The sequence below is a fragment of the Kibdelosporangium persicum genome (genome assembly GCF_013280595.1).
GTDB classification, from domain to species: Bacteria; Actinomycetota; Actinomycetes; order Mycobacteriales; family Pseudonocardiaceae; genus Kibdelosporangium; species Kibdelosporangium persicum.
The window spans coordinates 168,609-190,056 of the sequence record NZ_JAAATY010000014.1; the positions used below are offsets into that span (position 1 = coordinate 168,609).

Annotated in this window: 21 protein-coding genes; 12 read left to right on the top strand and 9 right to left on the bottom strand. The window is 68.0% G+C overall.

Going from position 1 to position 21,448, the window contains the following annotated elements; all coding sequences use genetic code 11:
- Nucleotide 1 precedes the first annotated feature (1 nt).
- Nucleotides 2-1,798, top strand: a complete 1,797-nt coding sequence (locus tag GC106_RS24775) for an ABC transporter permease (RefSeq protein ID WP_173135272.1) — start codon at nt 2-4, stop codon at nt 1,796-1,798.
- A gap of 723 nt (nt 1,799-2,521) precedes the next feature.
- On the opposite strand, the gene GC106_RS24780 is transcribed toward GC106_RS24775, so the two are convergent.
- The 5 genes from GC106_RS24780 to GC106_RS24800 all read right to left on the bottom strand — a co-directional run bounded on the left by GC106_RS24780 (nt 2,522) and on the right by GC106_RS24800 (nt 6,713).
- Nucleotides 2,522-2,905 carry a DUF3037 domain-containing protein gene (locus GC106_RS24780; RefSeq protein WP_312872820.1) on the bottom strand — a complete coding sequence of 128 codons (384 nt, stop codon included), beginning with the start codon at nt 2,903-2,905 and terminating at the stop codon, nt 2,522-2,524.
- A complete protein-coding gene (locus GC106_RS24785) occupies nt 2,889-3,650 on the bottom strand; it encodes a HipA family kinase (protein WP_312872821.1) in 762 nt (253 codons plus the stop codon). Before GC106_RS24785 ends, GC106_RS24780 begins: the two co-directional genes overlap by 17 nt.
- A 118-nt stretch (nt 3,651-3,768) precedes the next feature.
- Nucleotides 3,769-5,301, bottom strand: a complete 1,533-nt coding sequence (locus tag GC106_RS24790; protein ID WP_173135281.1) for a carboxylesterase/lipase family protein — start codon at nt 5,299-5,301, stop codon at nt 3,769-3,771.
- A gap of 81 nt (nt 5,302-5,382) precedes the next feature.
- Nucleotides 5,383-6,309 (bottom strand): RNA polymerase subunit sigma-70, encoded by a 927-nt coding sequence (locus GC106_RS24795; protein WP_312872822.1) that lies wholly within the window; start codon nt 6,307-6,309, stop codon nt 5,383-5,385.
- Nucleotides 6,306-6,713 (bottom strand): VOC family protein, encoded by a 408-nt coding sequence (locus tag GC106_RS24800; RefSeq protein WP_173135283.1) that lies wholly within the window; start codon nt 6,711-6,713, stop codon nt 6,306-6,308. The genes GC106_RS24795 and GC106_RS24800 overlap by 4 nt, the downstream gene beginning before the upstream one ends.
- A gap of 102 nt (nt 6,714-6,815) precedes the next feature.
- On the opposite strand from GC106_RS24800, the gene dinB reads away from it, so the two are divergent.
- From dinB to GC106_RS24815, 3 genes are all read left to right on the top strand, one after another.
- Nucleotides 6,816-8,006 (top strand): DNA polymerase IV, encoded by a 1,191-nt coding sequence (dinB, locus tag GC106_RS24805; protein ID WP_173135286.1) that lies wholly within the window; start codon nt 6,816-6,818, stop codon nt 8,004-8,006.
- Nucleotides 8,007-8,057: 51 nt separating this feature from the next.
- Nucleotides 8,058-8,996 (top strand): sigma-70 family RNA polymerase sigma factor, encoded by a 939-nt coding sequence (locus GC106_RS24810; RefSeq protein ID WP_173135289.1) that lies wholly within the window; start codon nt 8,058-8,060, stop codon nt 8,994-8,996.
- 91 nt (nt 8,997-9,087) lie between these two features.
- Nucleotides 9,088-10,659, top strand: coding sequence for an alpha/beta fold hydrolase (locus GC106_RS24815; protein ID WP_173135291.1), 1,572 nt, complete (start codon nt 9,088-9,090; stop codon nt 10,657-10,659).
- Between the two features lie 221 nt (nt 10,660-10,880).
- Here GC106_RS24815 and GC106_RS24820 read toward each other — a convergent pair whose 3' ends face one another.
- Nucleotides 10,881-11,276, bottom strand: a complete 396-nt coding sequence (locus GC106_RS24820) for a hypothetical protein (RefSeq protein WP_173135294.1) — start codon at nt 11,274-11,276, stop codon at nt 10,881-10,883.
- Nucleotides 11,277-11,336: 60 nt separating this feature from the next.
- Nucleotides 11,337-11,795, bottom strand: coding sequence for a nuclear transport factor 2 family protein (locus GC106_RS24825; protein WP_173135295.1), 459 nt, complete (start codon nt 11,793-11,795; stop codon nt 11,337-11,339).
- Nucleotides 11,796-11,890: 95 nt separating this feature from the next.
- On the opposite strand from GC106_RS24825, the gene GC106_RS24830 reads away from it, so the two are divergent.
- The 8 genes from GC106_RS24830 to GC106_RS24865 all read left to right on the top strand — a co-directional run bounded on the left by GC106_RS24830 (nt 11,891) and on the right by GC106_RS24865 (nt 18,868).
- Complete coding sequence (locus GC106_RS24830) at nt 11,891-12,406, top strand: TetR/AcrR family transcriptional regulator (RefSeq protein WP_173135298.1); 516 nt, start codon at nt 11,891-11,893, stop codon at nt 12,404-12,406.
- Nucleotides 12,407-12,415: 9 nt separating this feature from the next.
- Nucleotides 12,416-13,345: a non-homologous end-joining DNA ligase gene (gene ligD, locus GC106_RS24835; protein WP_173135301.1), complete on the top strand. Its 930-nt coding sequence runs from the start codon at nt 12,416-12,418 to the stop codon at nt 13,343-13,345.
- A gap of 188 nt (nt 13,346-13,533) precedes the next feature.
- Entirely contained in the window at nt 13,534-14,553 is a 1,020-nt protein-coding gene (locus tag GC106_RS24840; protein WP_173135304.1) for a Gfo/Idh/MocA family protein, read from the top strand.
- Nucleotides 14,553-15,515 (top strand): NAD-dependent epimerase/dehydratase family protein, encoded by a 963-nt coding sequence (locus GC106_RS24845; protein ID WP_173135307.1) that lies wholly within the window; start codon nt 14,553-14,555, stop codon nt 15,513-15,515. Before GC106_RS24840 ends, GC106_RS24845 begins: the two co-directional genes overlap by 1 nt.
- The gene (locus GC106_RS24850) at nt 15,512-16,630 is read left to right on the top strand and encodes a DegT/DnrJ/EryC1/StrS family aminotransferase (RefSeq protein WP_173135309.1); all 1,119 of its coding nucleotides are present in this window, start codon (nt 15,512-15,514) and stop codon (nt 16,628-16,630) included. Before GC106_RS24845 ends, GC106_RS24850 begins: the two co-directional genes overlap by 4 nt.
- Entirely contained in the window at nt 16,627-17,250 is a 624-nt protein-coding gene (locus GC106_RS24855; RefSeq protein ID WP_173135311.1) for an acetyltransferase, read from the top strand. Before GC106_RS24850 ends, GC106_RS24855 begins: the two co-directional genes overlap by 4 nt.
- Complete coding sequence (locus GC106_RS24860) at nt 17,247-18,317, top strand: DegT/DnrJ/EryC1/StrS family aminotransferase (RefSeq protein ID WP_173135314.1); 1,071 nt, start codon at nt 17,247-17,249, stop codon at nt 18,315-18,317. Before GC106_RS24855 ends, GC106_RS24860 begins: the two co-directional genes overlap by 4 nt.
- Nucleotides 18,314-18,868, top strand: coding sequence for an acyltransferase (locus GC106_RS24865; RefSeq protein ID WP_173135317.1), 555 nt, complete (start codon nt 18,314-18,316; stop codon nt 18,866-18,868). Before GC106_RS24860 ends, GC106_RS24865 begins: the two co-directional genes overlap by 4 nt.
- On the opposite strand, the gene GC106_RS24870 is transcribed toward GC106_RS24865, so the two are convergent.
- Nucleotides 18,859-19,446, bottom strand: a complete 588-nt coding sequence (locus GC106_RS24870) for a hypothetical protein (RefSeq protein WP_173135320.1) — start codon at nt 19,444-19,446, stop codon at nt 18,859-18,861. The genes GC106_RS24865 and GC106_RS24870 overlap by 10 nt on opposite strands.
- Before the next feature lie 64 nt (nt 19,447-19,510).
- Nucleotides 19,511-21,232, bottom strand: a complete 1,722-nt coding sequence (locus GC106_RS24875; RefSeq protein WP_173135323.1) for a discoidin domain-containing protein — start codon at nt 21,230-21,232, stop codon at nt 19,511-19,513.
- Between the last annotated feature and the right edge of the window lie 216 nt (nt 21,233-21,448).

The window sequence follows — 21,448 nt, forward strand, 5'->3', positions numbered from 1 at the left end:
CGTGGCCGGCCGCCTGTTGCTCGTGTGCCGGGTCCTGGTGCGGGACCTGCGTCGGCGCCCGACCGAAACCGTGCTGTTGTTGATCGCCATCACCGCCGCGACCGGCACGCTGACCCTCGGTCTCGCCCTCAACGAGATCGCCACCCAGCCGTACCAACAGACCCGGACCGCCACCGCAGGGCCAGACGTGGTGGCGGCGCCCCGAGCCACCGGCCCGGACGCCTTGGCCGCTCTCGCACCGCTGACCACAGCGGCCGGAGTCACCGCCCACAGCGGCCCGTATCCGGTCGCCTTCCTGGTGCTGACCGCCCACGGCAAGACCGCGCACGCCGTCGTCGAGGGCCGAGACAACGCACCAGCACCTCTCGACCGGCCCGCGGTAACCGACGGCACCTGGGTACGCCCCGGCGGCGTGGTCCTCGAGCGCGCGTTCGCCGACGCCCTCGGTGTGCACACCGGCGACACCGTCAGTGTCGACGGCCGCGCGCTGCGCGTGCTCGGAACGGCGGTGACCGCCGCCAGGACCACATATCCGTACGCGGGGTGGACCTCCCCGGACAGTGCTCTGACCGAGCGCGGCGGCCTGGTCTGGGTCGACCGCGGCGACATCGCCGCGCTCGCAGGCGAGCAGCCGCTGTCGTACACCCTGAACCTCAAGCTCGCCGACCCGGAGGCCAGCACGGCGTTCGTCGACACGGCGACCACCTCGCCCCGCCGCACTGTCCACGGTGGTGAGCTCACCACCTGGCAGGACATCGCCGAGGCCGACGGCAGGCCGGTCGCACAGGCACAGGCGGTCCTGCTGGTCGGCAGCTGGCTGCTCACCGTCCTCGCGATCGCCGGCGTCACCGGCGTTGTCGCGGTGCGGGTCAGCGGCCAGCGCCGCCGAGTCGGGTTGCTCAAAGCCGTCGGCGCCGGGCCCGCCATGGTCGCCGTCGTCCACCTCGCCGAATACCTCGTGATCGGGCTTGCCGCCGCCGGCACCGGCCTAGCCGCCGGCCTGCTCGCCGCGCCCACGCTGATCCAGCCCAGCGCCGGACTCCTCGGCTCCGTCAACACCCAGCCACCCGCGTTGTACATGGTGGTCGCGGCCACGACGCTCGCCCTCACGATCGCCGTGGCGGCGACCCTGGCACCGGTGGTGCGCGCCGCCGCCACCAGCACCGTCCACGCGCTGGCCGACGCCGCTACGCCGCCGCGCCGCCGTCGGTGGCGCATCTGGTTGTCCCGTCGACTGCCCGCCGCCCTGCTGATCGGGATACGCATCAACGCACGCCGGCCGCGCCGCGCCCGGCTCGTCACGATGAACACCCTGATCACCACGACCGTGCTCGTCGCGATGCTCATGAACCACGCGCAGGACAAGCCGTTCGACCTCGGCTACTCGGAACTTGTCGACCCCCGGGCCGAGCGAACCGACCAGGCCATGCTCGTCCTCACCGTCGTGCTGTGCGTCCTCGCGCTCCTCAACGCCGCCGTCAACACCTGGACCGCCGTCCTCGACGCCCGGCGGCCGCTGGCTGTCGCGCGCACGCTCGGTGCCACGCCCGCGCAGGCCGGCGTAGGCCTGGCGGTGGCGCAACTGCTCCCCGCCGTACCCGGCGTCGCCGCCGGGATACCGGCCGGCCTCGGGCTGTACACGGTCGCCAGCCGCGGTGGCATCCAGTACCCACCCGATTCCTGGCTACTCGCCACGGCACTCGGAGTCCTGCTCGCCATCACCGCACTCACCGCCATCCCTGCGATGGCCATCGCACAGCGCCCTGTCGCGGACACACTCCGGTCCACACCGACCTGACAGCCGATCGGGTGGTTGCGGTTTGGTGGGCGGCTCCGACAGCTCGAAACACGACAAAGAGGACGGACCGCTGTGCTGCGACACCAGCGCGAAAGCCGAAAGCAAGACCGACGCGGCCCGCTGGCAGGCGACGGTGTTGCCCGTCGAACGGCGCCGGACCAGACGGCGCCCAGCGGTCAGCGCGGCTCTGGCCCGCACACCTCAATGAACGCGTTCTTCCGCCGCTGACCGGTAGGTCAGTCCGGCGAACCAGCACTGAGCCGCGTGGCATCGCGAGGCGGCCCCTGCCTCACAACGAGTTCCTGCTTTGACAAGACATCCCCCGCCCTTCCCGGGGGCCGGCCCCGCTTCCATCCTAGTCGGGATAGGGCTTGGTCAAAGGGTTGCCGCGCGGTTGTGGACAACCAGATTTGACGATGGTTCCGCCGGTGCGGCGCGCCCCGGTCAGGTGAGTTTGGTCAGTGCCGCTTCGACTGCTGGGTCGGCGATCCGGAACCGACACCGGCTGGTCCGCCTTGATGTCGAAGGGCCGGGCAGCCGAAACACCACCGCCCCAAACCAGCCGCGCGACGCAGCGGGCAACAGGGACCACGTGCGCCTCCTGGGGCTGGGTCCTCGCGATGACGGGACACAACCTGGCCGGATGAGCTTCGCGCGCTCATCGACAAACTCGGGTCGGTGAGTGCGCGCGAGCTCGTGCTGTCCGATGTGGACGGCTGGGGGTCACTCCGGTAGCAGAACCAGGGTGCGCCACAGGTGGTCCAGTTGCCGTTCGGGGTCGTCCGTGCGGCCGGTGTGCGTGGGCGAGGTCTGCAGCAGGGTGCTGCGCGGCGCGGTGAGCCAGCGGAAGCGCTGGCCGAGTGACGTCTCGCGGACCTGGGCGGTGGTCGAGCCGTCGCAGGCCCCGCACCAGAGTTTGAGGCTGTCGTGCAGCAGGTCGAGGTCGATCCGGGGGTCCAGTGCGCGCAGCCGGTCGTCGTCGACGTGGGTCTTGCAGCGCAGGAAGTCCAGCGCCGAGCAGTAGAGCAGCACGCCGACGTTCATGAACTCGCCGCGTTCCTGCCGGGGCACGGCCCGCAGCAGCGCGTACTCAAACACGTGCGACACGAGCGGCCTCCAGTTCCGGCACCCACTGGTCCGATGTGGCCAAGCGCGACTCGAAGAACGACAAGTACGCAGCCCGCGCGCCGTCCGGGTCGAACACGCCATCAGAGGTGAGCCAGTCGTCGGGCACGAGGGACAGCACCTCCTCGATCATGTCCGTCGGCACGTGCTCGCCGGTGATCGGGCCCGCGGCGGGCAGCATCACGTGGTCGTGCACGTCGAACCGGTATTGCGCGGCGGGCTGCCAGCCTTCGCGGAAACTGTGGTGGAAGTACAGCGCGGCGCCGTGGTCGATGAGCCACACGTTCTTGTGCCACAGCAGCAGGTTCGGATTACGCCAGCTGCGGTCGACGTTCAGGGTCAGCGCGTCCAGCCACACCAGCCGCGCGGCGAGCTCGGGACCGGGATCGCGGACCACCGGATTGAAGTCGAACGACCCGGGCAGGTAGTCGAAGCCGAGGTTCAGGCCGCCGCTGGTGGCCAGCAGCTCCTGCACCTCCTGGTCGGGTTCGGACCGGGAGAGGGCCGGATCGAGGGTGACGAACACCATCTCCGGAACCCGGAAGCCCAGTCTGCGCGCCAGTTCACCGACGATCATCTCGGCGGTCAGTGCCTTCAGCCCATGCCCGGCACCCCGGAACTTCAGCACGTACATGCCAAGGTCGTCGGCCTCGATCAGGCCCGGCAGCGAGCCGCCCTCACGCAGCGGGGTGACATACCGAGTCGCCTCGACGGTACGAAGTTCCACTCCGGAATCATCCACTGTCCGGAATGGTGACCAGGACGCAGCCCTGGTCCGCCACAGCCGAGCGCCGCTGCCGGGGCTGCCGTGTGCCTGGACAGGGCGGCACACGGCAGCCGGGTGATCAGAGGCCTGCCCAGAAGTCGCAGTTGTGCACCTGGTAGCCGTTGGCCTCCTTGATGTCGTTCGGGGCGAGGGACAGGACGTTGCCGTCGCGGTGCTTCCGCCACGTCGGCAGGCCGTGGGTGTTCGGGTTGCCGGTGGCCGCGAAGCGCGTCCAGTAGCGGATCATCTGGTCGGCGAGTTCGCGCTGCTCGGGGTTGAGCTCGAACGGCGGGACGTCGAACAGGTACGCCAGCTCGGACGAGTGGAACGCGCCAGCCGGGATCTCCGGTGGGAAGGCACCTGCGAAGAAGCCGAGCGGCGCGGTGCGGTCGGCGAACTCGTAGGCGTACGTCTTGGTCCACCGGGCGAGCAGGCGGTCGTCGGCCAGCTGGTTGCATGCCCAGACGTCGTCGGTCAGCACGGCGCCGTACGCCAGACCGGGCGACCCGAACTCACTGGACGGGTACTCGGCCGCGATCCGTGGGGCCTGCTCGTCGTAGGCGTCGGTCAGCAGTTCGAGATAACGGGCGTCCGTGATCGGGTGCGGTGGCGAGTACGCCGAGGTCAGTCGGCCCTCGTCGCGGGTGTTGCCCCAGATCACCGGGACGCGGTTGAACTTGCCGGTGCGTAACGCGTCGACCGGGTGCACAGGCAGCACGCGGTTGCCGATCACGATGGGCGTCGGTCCACGGTCGATGGCGGTGAGGGCCGAGGCGGGCAGCGCACGGAGGCACGCGACGTCCGAGCAGCCGAGTTGCCGGGCGAGAGCGACCGCGTCGGCCGCGGCCTTGTCCTTGGCGATGAACGGCGCACTGCCGGGGAAGCCGTGTATCACGCCGTTGTCGCCCCAGGTCGTCGAGCAGCCGCCGCTTTGCGCGATGGCCTTGTCGACCAGGCCGCGTGAGAGCGGAGAGGTGACATGGGCGCACACGTCGAAGGCACCGCCGGATTCACCGAAGACGGTGACGTTGTGCGGGTCACCGCCGAACGCCGCCGCGTTGCGCTTGACCCAGCGCAGCGCCGCCTGCTGGTCCTCGATGCCGTACGCGCCCGAGTCGGGCAGGTCGGGGTGACCGAGGAAGCCGAAGAACCCCAGCCGGAAGTTGATGGTCACCACGACCACATCGCCCTGCACGGCGAGCCGTCGCGCGCCGAAGCCCTCGCCGGAGAGGTAACTGTTGCCGCCGCCGTGCACCCACACCATGACGGGCTTGCGCCCGTGCCGGGACGGGGTGGTGACGTTCAGGTAGAGACAGTCCTCGTTGGTGCTGGGCGAACCCGCACCGGCGGCCTGGGCACAGACCGGGCCGGGTTTGGTCGCGTCACGCGGCGTGGTCCACGGCGTGACAGGCTGAGGCGAGCGCCAACGCAGATCGCCCACGGGCGGCGCCGCGTACGGAATCCCCTGGTACAGCTGGTGGTCTGCCGCTACGGTGCCGCGGACCGGGCCCGCGTCGGTCCACACCAGTCCGTTCTCGCCTGCGTCGGCGACTCCGGCCGTGCTGGCCAGCAATCCTGCCGTCAGCAGGGCCGTGAGCAGTCGTTTTCGCATGGTCGTCCCCTTCGTCGAGTGATGCACTCCCCAGTGCGTCGAACCGGCGGCCCCCAGATCGACACATCGCGAGCGAAAAGTTCAGAGCGTTTCGGGCAGGCCGAAGTGGCCGAACAAGCCCGAGCCGAACGTGGTGATCTCGGCGATCAGGCCCTGCTGCACCCACAGCACGTCGAGCTTGAACGCGCGGAAGACCGTGTCGCCGGGTCTGCGCAGGTAGCTCGCGGCCGTCGGCATCCGGTTGGCCAGCGTGGGCACCAGCTTCCAGTCACCGTCACGGTCCGGCCCGAACGCCCGCTCCAGCAGCGGAGCGATCGTGTCGATCCCGTCGAAGCGCGCGGGCACCGGCGGCATCGTGATCCGGATGTCCTTCGCCGACAACGCGACAGCGGCCTCGGCGTCGAGCCGCTCGTGCGCGTCGATGAACTGGGCGAGCAGGTCTCGCTCCTCCTCGCTCAGGTCCGCTTTGGACCATTCGGTGCGTTCCCTGGACAGGTGCTGCTGCATGGTGAGCCGGGCTCGTTGCAGCGCGCTGTTGGCCGCGGCGACACTCGTGTCGAGTAAAGCCGCGGTCTCCTTGGCCGACCAGTCCAGCACGTCGCGAGCGATGAACGCGGCGCGCTGCCGGGGCGGCAGCGCCTGCATGGCCGCGACGAACATCAGCTCGATGGTCTCCCGGTCCACCGCCACCGCGTCCGGTTCGTCCTCGGCGGGCGCCACCTGGTCGAGTAACACGTCGGGATACGGCTGCAGCCACGGCACCTCGGCGTACGACTCCATGATCGGGACCTGTCTGGAGTTGCGCCGGACGATGTCGAGGCACGTGTTGGTCGCGATCTTGTACAGCCATGCCCGGAAGTGCACGCCGCCGTCGAACTTCTCGAGGTTGCGGAACGCGCGCAGGAACGTCTCCTGCACGGCGTCCTCCGCCTCGTCGAAGGACGCCAGCATCCGGTAGCAGTGGATGTGCAGTTCGCGCCGGTGGCGCTCGAAGTCCGCGGCCGTCACTGGTTCTTCCCGACTTCCTGTACCAGCCAGTTGTTGCCGTCCGGGTCCTTGAACGCGAAGAACGTGGCGAAGTCGGCGCGCTCCGGGTGGTGCCCCGGGGTCTGCCGCCCATCCTGGTACCAGTGGATCTCACCGACGTCCACGCCCCGCTCCTTGGCCTCGGCGTGCGCGACGTCGATGTCGTTCACCACCACCTGCAGGCCCATCATGTGACCCGCCCACTCCTCGTTGCGCATCAACGTGATCGAGCACGCCGACCCCGGCGGGGTCAGCTGCACGACGCGGAAGTCCTCACCCGCGCTGAAGTCCACGTCGAGGGTGAAGCCCGCGTTCTTGACGTAGAACTCCTTGGCCCGGTCCACGTCGGTCACCGGCACCACGACTACTTCGAGCTTCCAGTCCATGTCACTGCCTCCTCAGGCGGGTGTGTCGGTCGATCTACCACATGAAACGACGGTGGCCGGGAAAACTCATCGGTGCCGCGGTGAGTTTGAATATGCGAACATATGTTCGTGACAGCCGCCACGATACTCCACGCCGATCTGGACGCGTTCTACGCCTCGGTCGAGCAGCGGGACGACCCCAGGCTGCGGGGCCGCCCGGTGATCGTCGGCGGTGGTGTCGTGCTCGCGGCCAGCTACGAGGCCAAAAGAAGGGGAGTGGTCACGGCCATGGGCGGCGCACGGGCGTTGCAGCTGTGCCCGGACGCGGTCGTGGTGCCGCCCCGGATGTCGGCGTACTCGCGGGCCAGCAAGGCGGTGTTCGAGGTCTTCCGGAACACCTCGCCGCTGGTCGAGGGCCTGTCGATCGACGAGGCGTTCCTGGACGTCGGCGGCCTGGCCAGGATCGCAGGAAGTCCGGCCGAGATCGCCAGGAAGCTGCGCGCGGACGTCCGCGATCAGGTCGGGCTGCCGATCACGGTCGGCGTGGCGCGGACGAAGTTCCTGGCCAAAGTGGCCAGTGGGGTGGCCAAACCGGACGGGCTGCTGGTCGTCCCGCCCGACCGGGAACTCGCGTTCCTGCATCCGCTGGCGGTGGAAAGACTATGGGGCGTCGGCAAAGTGACCGCCGCGAAGCTGCGCGACCACGGAATCACCACAGTGGGTGACGTCGCCGACCTGCCGCGGTCCATGCTGGTCGCGATGCTCGGCCGGGCGCTCGGCCGTCACCTGCACGCGCTCGCGCACAACTATGACCCGCGTCCAGTGCATGTCGGCCGTCGCCGCCGCTCGATGGGCGCGCAGCGCGCGTCTCGTTCGTTGACAACGCCGGAAGAGATCGACGCAACCATCGTCGCGTTGGTCGACCGCGTCACCCGACGATTACGTGCGGCCAAGCGTGTCGGCCGCACGGTCGTGCTCCGCATGCGCTTCGGCGACTTCACCAGGGCCACGCGGTCTCATACGCTGCCGCAAGCCACATCGTCGACCGAGGAGATCCTGACGGCGCTGCGAGTGCTGGTGACCAAGGCGATGCCTTTGATCGACAGCGCCGGTCTGACACTGATCGGGATCTCGGTCGGCAACCTCGACAACGACGACGCCATCCAGTTGGCGTTGCCGTTCGACGAGGGCGTCCACAGTGCGCTCGACACCGTGCTGGACACCGTGCACGACAAGTTCGGGTCGTCGGCGGTGACGCGTGCGGTGCTGCTCGGCCGTGACCCGGGCATCTCCGTGCCGCTGCTGCCCGAGTGAGACCGATTACTTTCCGGCCCGAGCCGGATCTGTACTCGTGGAGGGAGTGCGATGACGAGTACAGAGGACTTCACGCGGCTGGCCGATCCGTTCCGGCGGGAACTGCTGGTGCACTGCTACCGGATGCTCGGTTCGGTGCACGACGCCGAAGACACCGTTCAGGAGACGTTCCTGCAGGCCTGGCGGGCGTTCGACGGTTTCGAGGGGCGATCGTCGCTGCGCACGTGGCTTTACAGGATCGCCACCAGGGCGTGCCTGAAGGCGTTGGAGAAGGGCAAACGCCGCCCGTTGCCGCACGGACTGGGCACGGCGCCGGGCGATCCCGGCGAGCCGTTGGCCGGGCCACGCCGGGAGATGCTCTGGCTGGAACCGTTCCCGACGCCGGCGGAGACCGTGGACGCGCGGCAGACGACCCGGCTGGCGTTGATCGCGGCCTTGCAGCACCTGCCGCCGCGCCAGCGGGCCGTGCTGATCTTGCGGGACGTGCTGATGTGGCATGCCCACGAAGTGGCTGAACTGCTGGACATCACCGTGGCCGCGACGAACAGCCTGTTGCAGCGGGCGCGGGCACACGTCGGCGATCTGTCGCAGGACGATGTGCTGGAACCGGCGGACCCGGGCGCGATCGCCACGGTCGAGCGGTTGGTGCGGGCTTTCGAGAACGCCGACAATGCCGCGCTTATGCGATTGCTCACCGATGACGCGGTCTGGGAGATGCCGCCCATTCCGTCGTGGTTCACCGGTCGTGCGGCGATTGGGCGATTTCTGGCCAATCTCGGCTGGTGTACCGCTCCGGACAATGTCAAATTCGCTCGGATCAGGGCCAACGACCAACCTGCGCTCGCCTGGTGGCTCAGGGACTATGAAGGCGGCCTCTACCACGCACATTGCATCGAAGTGCTGACCGTGACGGCCGATGGCGTCAAGCATGCGACCTCGTTCATGAATCCGGAACTCTTCCCGTTTTTCGGTCTCCCGATGCACAAATAGGACACGTACTTTCGGTGGTTCACTTCGTTATCCCGGTGGGGCAGAATCCCGGGTCTGAACGCCGAACCGGGGGACGAGAGGGACTGCTGACGTGAAGAGAATCGTGGTGACGGCTGTCATCGCCGGTTTCGCGCTGTCCGGCGCGACGACGGTGGCGACCGCCGCGCCGGAGCCGCCGGGTTTCCAGCCCAAGCCGATCCCGTGGGGCACGTGCGCGAGTGCGGCGCTGCAGAAGGCCGGTGCCGAGTGCGGTCTGCTCGAGGTGCCGCTGGACTACGCCGAACCAGGCGGCACGAAGATCAAGATCGCCGTGTCGCGGATCAAGCACAAGGTCGCCGACGACAAGTTCCAGGGCGTCATGCTGGTCAACCCGGGTGGGCCGGGTGGATCGGGCCTCGGCCTGTCGCGCCTGGGGCAGTTCGTGCCGAACCGGGCAGGCGAGGCCTACGACTGGATCGGCTTCGACCCGCGCGGCGTCGGGTCGAGCGAGCCGCAGGTCTCCTGCGACGGCGACTACTTCGGCTACAACCGGCCGCACTACGTGCCGGACGACAACGAGCTCGAGCAGGCGTGGCTCAGGCGGGCCAAGGGTTACGCGGATGCCTGCAAGGCCAAGAACGGCAAGGTGCTCGAGCACCTCAAGACGACCGACAACGCCAACGACATGGAGAGCATCCGTAAGGCGCTCGGTCAGGAGCAGATCAACTACTACGGCTTCTCGTACGGCACCTATCTCGGCCAGGTGTACAGCTCGCTGTACCCGGAGCGGGTGCGCCGGATGGTCTTCGACGGAACGGTGAACCCGAAGCGGGTCTGGTACGACGCGAACATCGACCAGGACATCGCGTTCGACCGGAACATCAAGGTCTACTTCGACTGGGTGGCGAAGAACGACGCGACCTACCGGCTCGGCAAGACCGGTGCCGAGGTGGAGAAGCTCTACTACAGCAAGGTGAACGAGCTGCGGCGGAAGCCGGCCGACGGCATCATCGGCCCGGACGAGTGGACGGACGCGTTCCTGCAGGCGGGCTACTACGTCTTCGGCTGGGCGGACATCGCGTCGGCGTTCGCCGCGTACGTCCACAATGGAGACATCAAGCCGATCAAGGATCTGTACGACGCCTCGAACGGCCAGGGCCCGGGCACGGACAACGGCTACGCCATCTACCTGTCGACGCAGTGCACCGACGTGCAGTGGCCGACGAACTGGACGAAGTGGCGTGTCGACAACTGGATCACGCACTTCCGCGCGCCGTTCGAGACGTGGGCCAACGCCTGGTTCAACGCGCCGTGCGTGTTCTGGGGCGCCAAGGCGGGCAAGCCGGTGCGCATCGACGGCCGCAAGGTCGCCAGCCTGCTGCTGATCGGCGAGACCCTCGACGCGGCGACGCCGTACGAGGGCAGCCTGGAGGTCCGCAGCCGGTACCCGAACTCGGCACTGATCGAGGGCGTCGGCGGCACCACGCACTCGGGTTCGCTCAACGGCGTGGAGTGCACGGACAACGCCATCGCCGACTACCTGGCGACGGGCAAACTGCCTGAGCGCAAGCCAGGCCGCCGGTCGGACATGCAGTGCGACCCGGTGCCCGCACCGCAACCCGCTGCGGCAACGGCGAAGTCCGCTGGTGTGACAGGCGCGAGCCGCATGCTCGTTCGCAACTGAGTCATGTACGGAAGGAGGGGGCTCGCACACCCCCTCCTTCGCGTGTGTTGCCTGTCCGCACGACTTCTCGAGACATCTTGCTGGGAAAGACTGCGTCCTCGCCGGACGGGCGGACCACCACCTGGCAACTGCCAGAACTGTCGTACCCCAGCGGTAACGTGGAAATCAGGGGCTCCCCTGGATGGCGGGGTTTGTCGGGAAGGGGAGGGGTGTTGCCGGAGCTAGGCGCGGCGTGCCCGTCGTCCGGCGATCCACGCCACGAACCACGGTATGAGGATTCCGAGTGCCGTGATGCCGGTGGAGGCGACGAGAGTCAGTGCGGTGTTCCATGGGTCGATACGTTCGACGACCATCCATCCTGTCCACAGCGCGTAGGGGAAGTTCGTCGCCATGGCGATGATCGCCCACACTTCCGGCCGGTCCCGTCGGGATCTCGCTTGGCGGTAGGCCACGATCAGCACCGGGATGCAGACGATCAACCACACGCTGGCCACGCCGATGCGTTCACTGGAGATCCGTGCGTCGAGGACCCACGCTGTCAACAGTGCCGTCGGCAGTAGTTGAGCTGTGACGAACCACGGGTAGTACCGCCGTACCTCGATCTCCCTCTCGCCCACTGAGCCCCCTTCGGCAAAGGTTCCCCGATTATGCCGGGAATCCTTCGCCGTACGGGCCCTTTATCGCAGTGGGAACGGCACGCCGTGCTCCTCTTGGGGCCGGTTGCCGAAGATACGGCGCTCCGACTCGCTGATCCGCAGGTCGTTGATGCTGGCCTCACGTCGTCGCATCAGGCCTTCCGGGTCGAACTCCCACAGTTCGTTGCCGTACGAGCGGTACCACTGGCCGTCGGCGTCGTGGCATTCGTACTGGAAGCGCACCGCGATCCGGTTCTCGCGGAACCCCCAGAGCTCCTTGCGCAGCGCGTAGTCCAGTTCGCGTCGCCACTTCCGGGTCAGGAACCCCACGATCTCGGCTCGGCCGGTGACGAACTGGTCGCGGTTGCGCCAAACGGAGTCCTCGGTGTACGCGAGCGCGACTCGTTCGGGGTCGCGGGTGTTCCACGCGTCTTCGGCGGCCTGCACCTTGATGCGGGCGGTCTCCTCGTCGAAGGGTGGGAACGGTGGTCGGGGCGCCACGGCTGGTCCTTTCACGGAGTGGAACGAAGCGGTACGGAGAACGGGCGTTCTCTGCTAGCGTAGAGAACGCCCGTTCTCTGCGCCAGGGGGATCTTGTGCAAGAAACAGCCGTGCTGGACGCCGCCGAGGACCTCTTCTACGAGCGAGGCATCCAGGCCGTGGGCATGGACCAGATCCGTAGCACGTCCGGCGTCTCGCTGAAACGTCTCTACCAGCTGTTCCCGTCGAAGGAAGCGCTCGTCGTCGCGTACCTCAAGCGCCGGGACGAGCGGTGGCGCGCCGACCTGCGTGCCTACGTCGACGGGAAGGACGACAAGGTCGGCGCGGTGTTCGAGTGGCTGCACCAGTGGTTCTCCGAGCCGGGCTTCCGGGGGTGCGCGTTCATCAACTCGTTCGGCGAGCTGAGCGCGACGTCCCCCAAGATCACGGCCGTCGCCCGGCACCACAAGGACGAGGTGCGCGCGTACCTCCGCGGCCTGCTCCGGGACGATTCCACGGCCGACCAGGTGCTGCTGCTGGTCGAAGGTGCGATCGTCGTCGCGTCGATCCAGAACGATCCGGCGGCCGCCTGGCGCGCGAAGGCGGCGGCGGAAGTGCTCGTTTCGGGTTAGGTTCACCGCATGGCGTCCGCGATCGAACTCGAGGTCGGTGACCGCACCGTGCGGGTCTCCAACCCGGACCGGGTGTACTTCCCGGCCCGCGGTGAGACCAAACTCGACCTGGTCAACTACTACTTGTCGGTCGGCGACGGCATCGTCCGCGCGCTGCGGGAGCGGCCGTGCATGATGCACCGGTTCCCGTCGGGCGTCTCCGGGGAGAAGGTGCACCAGAAGCGTGTGCCCAACGGTGCCCCGCCATGGCTGGAGACCGTGCGGATTCACTTCCCGCGGTACAACCGGCACGCCTACGAACTGTGCGTGACCGAGCTGGCCAGTGTCATTTGGGCGGTGCAGATGTCCACAGTGGAGTTCCATCCGTGGAACTCGCGCCGCGCCGACACCGAGTCGCCGGACGAGTGGCGGATCGACCTCGACCCGATGCCGGACTGCCCGTTCACCAGGGTCCGCGAGGTCGCCCACGTCGTGCACGAGGTGCTGGACGAACTCGGCATCGCCGGCTACCCGAAGACCTCCGGTGGCAAGGGCCTGCACGTGTACGTCCGGATCGAACCCCGTTGGGGTTTCCAGGAAGTACGCCGTGCCGCGCTGGCGTTCGCCAAGGAGGTCGAACGGCGCGCACCCGACGACGTCACGACCACGTGGTGGCGCAAGGATCGCGACCCGGCCATGTTGTTCGTTGATTACAACCAGAACGCGCGAGACCACACGATCGCGAGCGCGTACTCGGTCCGCGGCAACCCTGAGGCCACAGTGTCCACTCCGATCACGTGGGACGAGATCGACGACGTGGACCCGCGTGACTTCACCATCGCCACCGTGCCCGAGCGGTTCGCCAAGCTCGGCGATCTGCACGCCACGATCGACGACCGGGCCCATTCGCTGGAGCCGCTGCTGGAGTGGGCCGATCGCGATGGCCTGAAAGAGGAGTGACGCACCGGCTACCGCCCGCACCGGTGGTCCCCGCCACGGTGAAGCACCGGTGAGTGGGAGATGAACGGTTCGGCTGCCCGAAAGTACCAACCCGGGTGATCCTGCCCGGACCCTGTAATGCCACGGGGGTCCGATCGCGATTCGGAGGGTAGCTCCCCAGCCGTGCGGGAGAACCCGGAAGGATCTCGATGGTTGGTGTGGCGGTCATCGGAGCGGGCTACTGGGGCCCGAATCTGGTGCGGAACATCCAGGCGACCCCGCAGCTGCACCTCAAAGCGCTGTGTGACCTGAACATCACGCGGGCGCGCGAGGTGCTCGGCCGGTACAGCACGGTGCACGCCACCGGCTCGCTCACCGAAACCCTTGCCGATCCGGAGATCCAGGCCGTGGCCGTGGCGACACCGGCCGCGACGCACCTCGACGTCGCGCTGGCGGCGTTGGAAGCAGGCAAGCACGTGCTGGTGGAGAAGCCGTTGGCCTCGTCGTACGAGGACGGCCTCAAGCTGGTCAACGCCGCCGATGAACGCGGTCTCGTCCTCATGCTGGACCACACCTTCTGCTACACCCCGGTGGTGCGACGATTACGCCGTCTGGTGCACGACGGCGAACTCGGCGACATCCAGTACATCGACTCGGTCCGCATCAACCTGGGTCTCGTGCAGCCCGACATCGACGTACTTTGGGACCTCGCGCCGCACGACCTGTCCATCCTGGACTCGGTGCTCCCGCGGGGCGTCACGCCGGTGGCGGTCGCCGCGCACGGCTCGGACCCGATGCACACGGGCAAGGCCTGTGTCGCGTACATCTCGGTGCAGCTGTCCAACGGCGCGATCGCGCACGCGCACGTGAACTGGTTGTCGCCGACCAAGATCAGGACGATGATCGTCGGCGGATCCAAGCACACCGCGGTCTGGAACGACCTCGACCCCACGCAGCCGCTCGCGGTGTACAACCGCGGCGTCGACTGGTCGGAGAATCCGGAGGCCAAGCGGGTTTCCTACCGCATCGGCGACATGGTCGCGCCCGCGTTGCCGACAGGTGAGGCGCTGCGAGGCGTAATGGCTGAGTTCGCCGCGGCGATCATTGAGAAGCGTGCACCGCTCACCGACGGGCGGTCCGGTCTTCGCGTGCTCGCCCAGCTGGAAGCCGCGTCGGCCAGTTACGCCGCGGGCGGCACGTTCGTGCCGGTGAATGGAGGAACGTTCTGATGCAGCTGACCGACACCAGGATTCTGGTCACCGGCGGCGCGGGCACGATCGGTTCGCACGTGGTGGACCAGGCGCTGGACGCGGGTGCCGGTCAGGTGGTCGTGGTGGACGACCTCAGCCGCGGCACGCTCGCCAACCTGAGGACCGCGCTGGATCGCGCGCCGGACAAGGTCGAACTGGTCGAAGGCGACATTCGTGACGTAGCCCTGATGCACAAGCTCGCCCAGGGCAAGGACGTCGTGTTCCACCTGGCGGCGTTGCGCATCACGCAGTGCGCGGCGGAACCGCGGACCGCGCTGGAAGTACTGGTGGACGGCACTTTCAACGTGATCGAGGCCGCGGTCGCCGCCGGTGTGCCGAAGGTCGTCGCGTCGTCGTCGGCGTCGATCTACGGCCTGGCGGACACGTTCCCCACGACCGAGGACCACCACCCGTACCACAACGACACGTTCTACGGCGCCGCGAAAGCGTTCAACGAAGGCATGCTGCGCAGTTTCAAGGCCATGCACGACCTTGACTACGTGGCGCTGCGGTACTTCAACGTGTACGGCCCGCGAATGGACGCCTGGGGCAAGTACACCGAGGTGCTGATCCGCTGGATGGAACGGATCGAGGCCGGCCGGCCGCCGCTGGTGCTCGGCGACGGCAAGCAGACCATGGACTTCGTGCACGTCGAGGACATCGCACGGGCGAACATCCTTGCGGCGCAGGCGGACGTCACCGACACCGTCTACAACATCGCCACCGGCACCGAGACGTCCTTGCTGGAACTGGCCGAGGCCCTGCGGAAGGTGATGGGCTCGACCACGGACCTGGAGTTCGGCCCAGCACGATCGGTCAACGCCGTGACCCGCCGCCTGGCCGACATCAGTGCGGCGGAACGGGATCTGGGCTGGAAGCCGACGATCGGCCTGGAGGACGGCCTGGCGTCGCTGGTGGCCTGGTGGCGGGCGAACCGATGACCATTCCCGTCATCCGTCCCTGGCTCGGCGAAGAGGAAGCCGAGGCCGCGGCGGAAGCCGTACGGTCCGGGTGGGTCGCGCAGGGCCCGCGGGTGGCCGAGTTCGAGCAGGCGTTCGCCGGGTTCGCGGGCGCGGCCGAAGGGGTCGCGGTCTCGTCCTGCACGACCGGTTTGCACTTGGCGCTACACCTTCTGGGTGCCGGGCCGGGCGACGAGGTCGTAGTGCCGTCGTTCTCGTTCATCGCCACTGCCAATGCGGTTCGATACGTCGGCGCGACACCGGTTTTCGCCGACGTCGACCCGGTGACCGGCAACCTCACCGCGGGCACCGTCGACGCCGTGCTGACACCCCGGACGGTCGCTGTGATCGGCGTGCACCAAGGTGGTGTGCCGTTCGACGTCGACGCGCTGGAAGCCTTGTGCTCCAAGAACTCTCTCGCCTTGGTCCACGATTCGGCGTGTGCCGCCGGATCGACGTACCGCGGCAAGCCGGTCAGCGCGGGCGCCGCGTTGGCGGCGTGGTCGTTCCACCCGCGCAAGCTGCTCACCACCGGTGAAGGCGGCATGCTCACGACGGTCGATACCGGTTGGGCCGCGCGGCTGCGCCGGTTGCGGGAACACGGGATGAGCGTTTCGGCCGCGGACCGGCACGCGTCCTCCGGCGTGACACTGGAGTCCTACGACGAGGTCGGCTTCAACTTCCGGATGACCGACATCCAGGCCGCGATCGGCCTGGTGCAGCTCGGGAAGCTGCCGGACGTGATCGCGCGGCGCCGCGAGCTGGCCGAGCGCTACCACAAACTGCTGGCCGAGATCGAAGGTCTGCGCTGGGTCACCGATCCGGAGTACGGGACCACGAACTACCAGTCGTTCTGGGTCGTGCTGCCGGATTCGTACCCCGGGACGGTCGTGGACGTGCTCGAAGGCCTGTCGAAGCGCGGTGTTTCGGCACGGCGCGGGATCATGGCCGCACACCTGGAGCCCGCCTATTCCCGTGTGGACCTTCCGGTGACCGAGCACCTGACCACGAGATCGGTGATTCTCCCGCTGTTCCACCAGATGACGGAGTCCGAACAGGACACTGTGGTCACCGCGCTCGCCGGGATCGTCCGATGAACCCGTTGATCATCGTCGGCGCGGGTGGCCTGGCCAGGGAGACACTGGCGGCGGCCAGGGACTCCTGGAAGGTGCTCGGGTTCGTCGACGACAACCCGGCGCTGCATGGCAGCGAGGTCGACGGATCTCCTGTCCTCGGGCCGCTGGACGCGATTCAGGACTATCCCGACGCGCAGGTCGTCATCTGCACGGCCAGGACCACCGATCTGGCCAGTCGCAGGCGGATCTCAGAACGGCTCGCGCTGCCGGTCGAACGGTACGCGACAGTCGTGCACCCGACCGCGGGTATCGCCGCGGGAACTGTGATCGGTGCGGGTTCGGTCGTGCTCGCTTTTGTCGTGGTGACGGCACCGCAAGAGATCGGTGAGCACGTGGTGATCATGCCGCACGTCACGATCACCCATGACGACCGCGTTTCCTCGTACGTCACGTTCGCCGCCCGCGTGGCGTTGGCGGGCAATGTATCCGTCGGAGAAGCGTCGTATCTGGGCAGCGGAGCCCTGGTGCGGGAGGGCCTGTCGATCGGCGCCGGTGCGTTGGTGGGGATGGGCGCGGTGGTGCTTGAGAACGTGCCGGACAACGAAGTGTGGGCCGGTGTGCCCGCCAGGAGGATTCGATGATCCCGCCAGTGGACCTGTCCCTGCAGCACGCCGAGATCGCCGACGAGGTTGCCGCGGGCTGGGACGCCGTCGTGAGCAAGACCGCCTTCGTCGGCGGCCCGCAGGTCGCCGAGTTCGAGCGGGACTACGCGACTTTCTCCAGCGTCGCCCACTGCGTCGGTGTCGCCAACGGCACGGACGCCTTGGAACTGGCGCTGCGGGCGGTCGGTGTGGGCCACGGTGACGAGTGCGTCCTGCCGGCTAACTCCTTCATCGCCACGGCCGAGGCCGTGGTCCGCGCGGGTGCGAAACCGGTCTTTGTGGACTGTGACCCGGACAGCTTCCTGATCGACACCAAGGCCGCGCTGGCCGCGATCACCACACGGACCAAGGCTGTGCTGCCGGTGCACCTCTACGGCCAGCTCGCCCCGGTCGAGGACCTGCGCGACCAGGGCATCGCCGTGGTGGAGGACGCGGCGCAGTCGCAGGGCGCGACCCGCAACGGCGTGAACTTCCTCGGTGACATCGCCGCGACCAGCTTCTACCCGGGCAAGAACCTGGGTGCGTACGGCGACGCGGGCGCCGTGACGACCAACAACCGGGAACTGGCCGACCGGGTGCGGCTGCTGAGCCGGCACGGATCAGCCGAGAAGTACGTCCACAGTGTACTGGGCTTCAACAGCCGCCTGGACACGCTGCAAGCCGTGGTGCTGCGAGCCAAGCTGCGCCGCCTGGCCGTGTGGAACGCCCAACGTGCCGCGGCCGCGGACTACTACTCCACCTTGCTCAGCGGCGTAGCCGGTGTGAAGCTGCCGCAGGTGCTGCCGGGCAACTCGCACGTGTGGCACCTGTACGTGATCCGAGTACCGGAACGCGACCGCGTCCACGACGAGCTGCGAGCGAACGGTGTCGGCGTGGCGATCCATTACCCCACACCGATTCACCAGACCGAGCCGTTCGTCACCGGCGAGACCTTCCCGAACGCCGAGCTTCTCGCCGGGGAGATCCTCAGCCTGCCGATCTTCCCCGGCATCACCCGGGCCCAGCAGGAACGGGTCGCCGAAGTCCTGATCGGAGTGTTGGCATGACGTTCGTGCATCCCCAGGGCCTGTGTGAGAGCTCGGACGTCGGCGAGGGAACCCGGGTCTGGGCCTTCGCGCACGTGCTGGCAGGCGCGAAGATCGGCCGTGACTGCAACATCTGCGACGGAGCCTTCGTCGAGAACCAGGTCGTACTCGGCGACAACGTGACTGTGAAGAACAACGTGCTGCTGTTCAACGGTGTCACGTGTGAGGACGACGTGTTCCTTGGCCCGAACGTGGTGTTCACCAACGACATGCGGCCGCGTGCGCACCAGAAGCTCGGCAGCGACCAGCTTCTGCCCACTCGCGTGTGTTCCGGTGCGACGCTTGGTGCCGGAGTCGTCGTGGTGTGCGGCACGACGATCGGTCGCAACGCCTTTGTGGGCGCGGGTTCCGTCGTCACGCGGGACGTTCCGGCGCACGCGTTCGTCGTGGGCAATCCGGGTGTCCAGAAGGGCTGGGTGTGCCGGTGCGCGGCCCGCCTTGACGACGACCTTCGTTGTCCGGAGTGCGGCACACAGCACCGGCAGACGCCAGACGGGCTCGACTACGCCTGACGACGCGACAACAGCCCGAGCAGCACCCGACCGGCCACGGCGAGGACAACACCACAGACCGCACCGATCAGCAACGAGGTCCACTGCAGACCGTTCGCCGGGGGCGCGGGAGGAGCCGCGGCCGTCGTCTGGACCGACGCTTGAGTCACCGGTGTGGCGAGGATTCCGTTGAGCAGCTTCGCCAACGCCTCCTGGTTCGCCGGGCGGTGGACCACGCCGCGCTGATCGAGCGTGACCCTTTCCCATGATATGATGGTCTGCACCCAGATCCCGTCCGGGCGGTCGAGGAACACATGATCCACCCGCCAGACCTGGACGTCGTGAATCAGCCAGGTCACGTTGATCGAGCGCGATCCTGGCCCGCCACGCAGGTCAGGCGCCTGGGGATCGGCCGACGGCTGGTCGCCCAGCAGATGGTTGAGCTGCGTGTAGTCAGCCTGGTTCGTGTAGCGGGCAGCAGCCTCGCCTTCCGACGGCGACGTGATGATGACGCTCGTCGGCCCACCGGCCGACGCGACCGACGGCGCGGCAAGGAACGTCACGGCGATGACGGCTGACAAGGCGAGTAAGCGACGCATGGTGAACCCCTCGACGGAGAAAGACCGGGCAGTGTGCGTACACCGCCCGGCCTGTCGGGGTTCCCTACCGGTAGACGCGCACGTAGTCCACCAGCATGTCCTGCGGCAGGACCGTGCCCGCACCCGGCGGGCCGGGGAAGTCACCGCCGATCGCGCTGTTGAGGATGAGGAAATGGTCGTGGTCGTACACCCACGGTCCACGGGTCAGCTCAAGCTGCGTACGGTCGACCGTGAAGAACGACCGGCCGTCGACGAAGAACGTCATGTGCGTGGAGTCCCATTCCACCGCGAACGTGTGGAACGCGGCGTCCACCCGTTGCCCCAGGTCGAGCCGCTGGCCGTAACCACCGGCGCCGAAGTACGCGGGCGCGTGCAGGGTCGAGTAGACCGCGTTCAGCTCACGGCCGACGTGCTCCATGATGTCGATCTCGCCGCAGTTGGGCCACGGCGTGCGGGTCGAGAAGAAGTTGGACCCGAGCATCCAGAACGCCGGCCACAGACCCTGCGAACTGGACACCTTGATCCGCGCCTCGACCTTGCCGTAGGTGAACTGGAACTTGTTGTACGAGTTGAGCCTGCCGGACGTGTACTGGCACGTCGTGCTGCCGCTGATCGGGTCGGGCGGGCACGCCGAGCCGGGGGTGGCCTGCCTGCGCACCTGGATCCGCAGGTTGCCGGCGCCGTCCATCCGGGCGTTCTCGTTGTTGGTGTAGTACTGCAATTCGTTGTTCACGCCAGGGCCGATCTCCGGCGTCCACTTCGCGGGGTCCGGAACGGCGTTGGCCGGGCCGTTGAACTCGTCGCTCCACGCCAGCCTGGTGAAGTCCGGCGCGGGCGGGAGCGGCGGCGGGGGCGTCGGGCTGCCGCCGGTGCCGTAGACCTGGAACTCCCAGAGCGAGTAGCCGTAACCGTTGGAGCGCTGGGTGCCGTACATCCGGACGTACCGTCCGGTGCCGGAGACGGTGAGGGTTTCCTTGAACCCCTTGCCCGCCGTGGTCGAGTAGATCGAGCGCCACGTGGAGTTGTCGTCCGAGACCTGGATCTGGTAGCTCACCGCGTAGGCCGGATCCCATTGCAGGACAACCTTGGTGATGGTCGCGGTGGCACCGAGGTCGACGGTGATCCAGCCGGGGTCCACCCAGCCGGTCGTGGCGTTCGTCGCCCAGCGCGTCGCCGGGTCGTGGTCGGTGGCCTTGGCCGGCAGGCAGCCCGGGCACATGCCGTCGTCCTGATGGCTCGAAGCCGTCGCAGGCTTGTTGTAGGACAACAGACCGTCGTTCGGTCCCGGCCCGGACCCGGTCGTCCCGAAGACCTGGAACTCCCAGAGCGAGTAGCCCCACTGAGTGGCCCGTGCGGTCAGGTTGAGCCGCACGTAACGGCCGTTGCCGGTGATCGGCAGGGTCTGGACGCCGCCGGAGCTGGTCGTGGTGCTGTAGATCGTGGTCCAGGTGCTGCCGTTGTCCGACACCTGGACGTCGTAGGCCCGGGCGTAAGCGGCTTCCCAGTTCAGCACGACCTGGTCGACGGCGGCCGTGGCACCGAGGTCGACCTGAATGGACTGCGGGTCGGAGAACTGGCTGGACCACCGGGTCCCGGCGTCACCGTCGACCGCGGCGGACGGCGGGAACGCCGCGGACTCCGACGACGAGGCGGTGACCGGCCGGTTCTGCGAGATCAGGGGACCGGCGGCGGATGCCGTGCCGGTGAGCGCCTGCCCGAGGGCGATCGCGGTCACCGCGACCAAACCCAGTGACAACAAGCGTTTTCGAGACGGAACCGTCTGCATGCGTGCTCCTTTGCGCCATGCACGAGGTGAAACGATCCGCGGCAGGGTCGGACGTGACGGGTGCAGGGGAAACTGTGCGAGAGCGCTCTCCCAACTCAAGAGAGTGCCGCCGGGGCGCAGTGGCTGTCAAGCCGAAGCCGGTCTCCACCAGGGCCTGCCCCGGGACTTTGCTGTCTTCTCGCCCGCTGGACACCCCCCACCCTTCCCGGGGGGCGG

What these genes read in the sequence shown, in the direction of transcription:
- GC106_RS24790 (WP_173135281.1), bottom strand. Translation starts at nt 5,301, where the DNA reads ATGCGAAAACGACTGCTCACGGCCCTGCTGACGGCAGGATTGCTGGCC.
- GC106_RS24800 (WP_173135283.1), bottom strand. Translation starts at nt 6,713, where the DNA reads ATGGACTGGAAGCTCGAAGTAGTCGTGGTGCCGGTGACCGACGTGGAC.
- dinB (WP_173135286.1), top strand. Translation starts at nt 6,816, where the DNA reads ATGTTCGTGACAGCCGCCACGATACTCCACGCCGATCTGGACGCGTTC.
- GC106_RS24810 (WP_173135289.1), top strand. Translation starts at nt 8,058, where the DNA reads ATGACGAGTACAGAGGACTTCACGCGGCTGGCCGATCCGTTCCGGCGG.
- ligD (WP_173135301.1), top strand. Translation starts at nt 12,416, where the DNA reads ATGGCGTCCGCGATCGAACTCGAGGTCGGTGACCGCACCGTGCGGGTC.
- GC106_RS24840 (WP_173135304.1), top strand. Translation starts at nt 13,534, where the DNA reads ATGGTTGGTGTGGCGGTCATCGGAGCGGGCTACTGGGGCCCGAATCTG.
- GC106_RS24845 (WP_173135307.1), top strand. Translation starts at nt 14,553, where the DNA reads ATGCAGCTGACCGACACCAGGATTCTGGTCACCGGCGGCGCGGGCACG.
- GC106_RS24850 (WP_173135309.1), top strand. Translation starts at nt 15,512, where the DNA reads ATGACCATTCCCGTCATCCGTCCCTGGCTCGGCGAAGAGGAAGCCGAG.
- GC106_RS24855 (WP_173135311.1), top strand. Translation starts at nt 16,627, where the DNA reads ATGAACCCGTTGATCATCGTCGGCGCGGGTGGCCTGGCCAGGGAGACA.
- GC106_RS24860 (WP_173135314.1), top strand. Translation starts at nt 17,247, where the DNA reads ATGATCCCGCCAGTGGACCTGTCCCTGCAGCACGCCGAGATCGCCGAC.
- GC106_RS24865 (WP_173135317.1), top strand. Translation starts at nt 18,314, where the DNA reads ATGACGTTCGTGCATCCCCAGGGCCTGTGTGAGAGCTCGGACGTCGGC.
- GC106_RS24870 (WP_173135320.1), bottom strand. Translation starts at nt 19,446, where the DNA reads ATGCGTCGCTTACTCGCCTTGTCAGCCGTCATCGCCGTGACGTTCCTT.
- GC106_RS24875 (WP_173135323.1), bottom strand. Translation starts at nt 21,232, where the DNA reads ATGCAGACGGTTCCGTCTCGAAAACGCTTGTTGTCACTGGGTTTGGTC.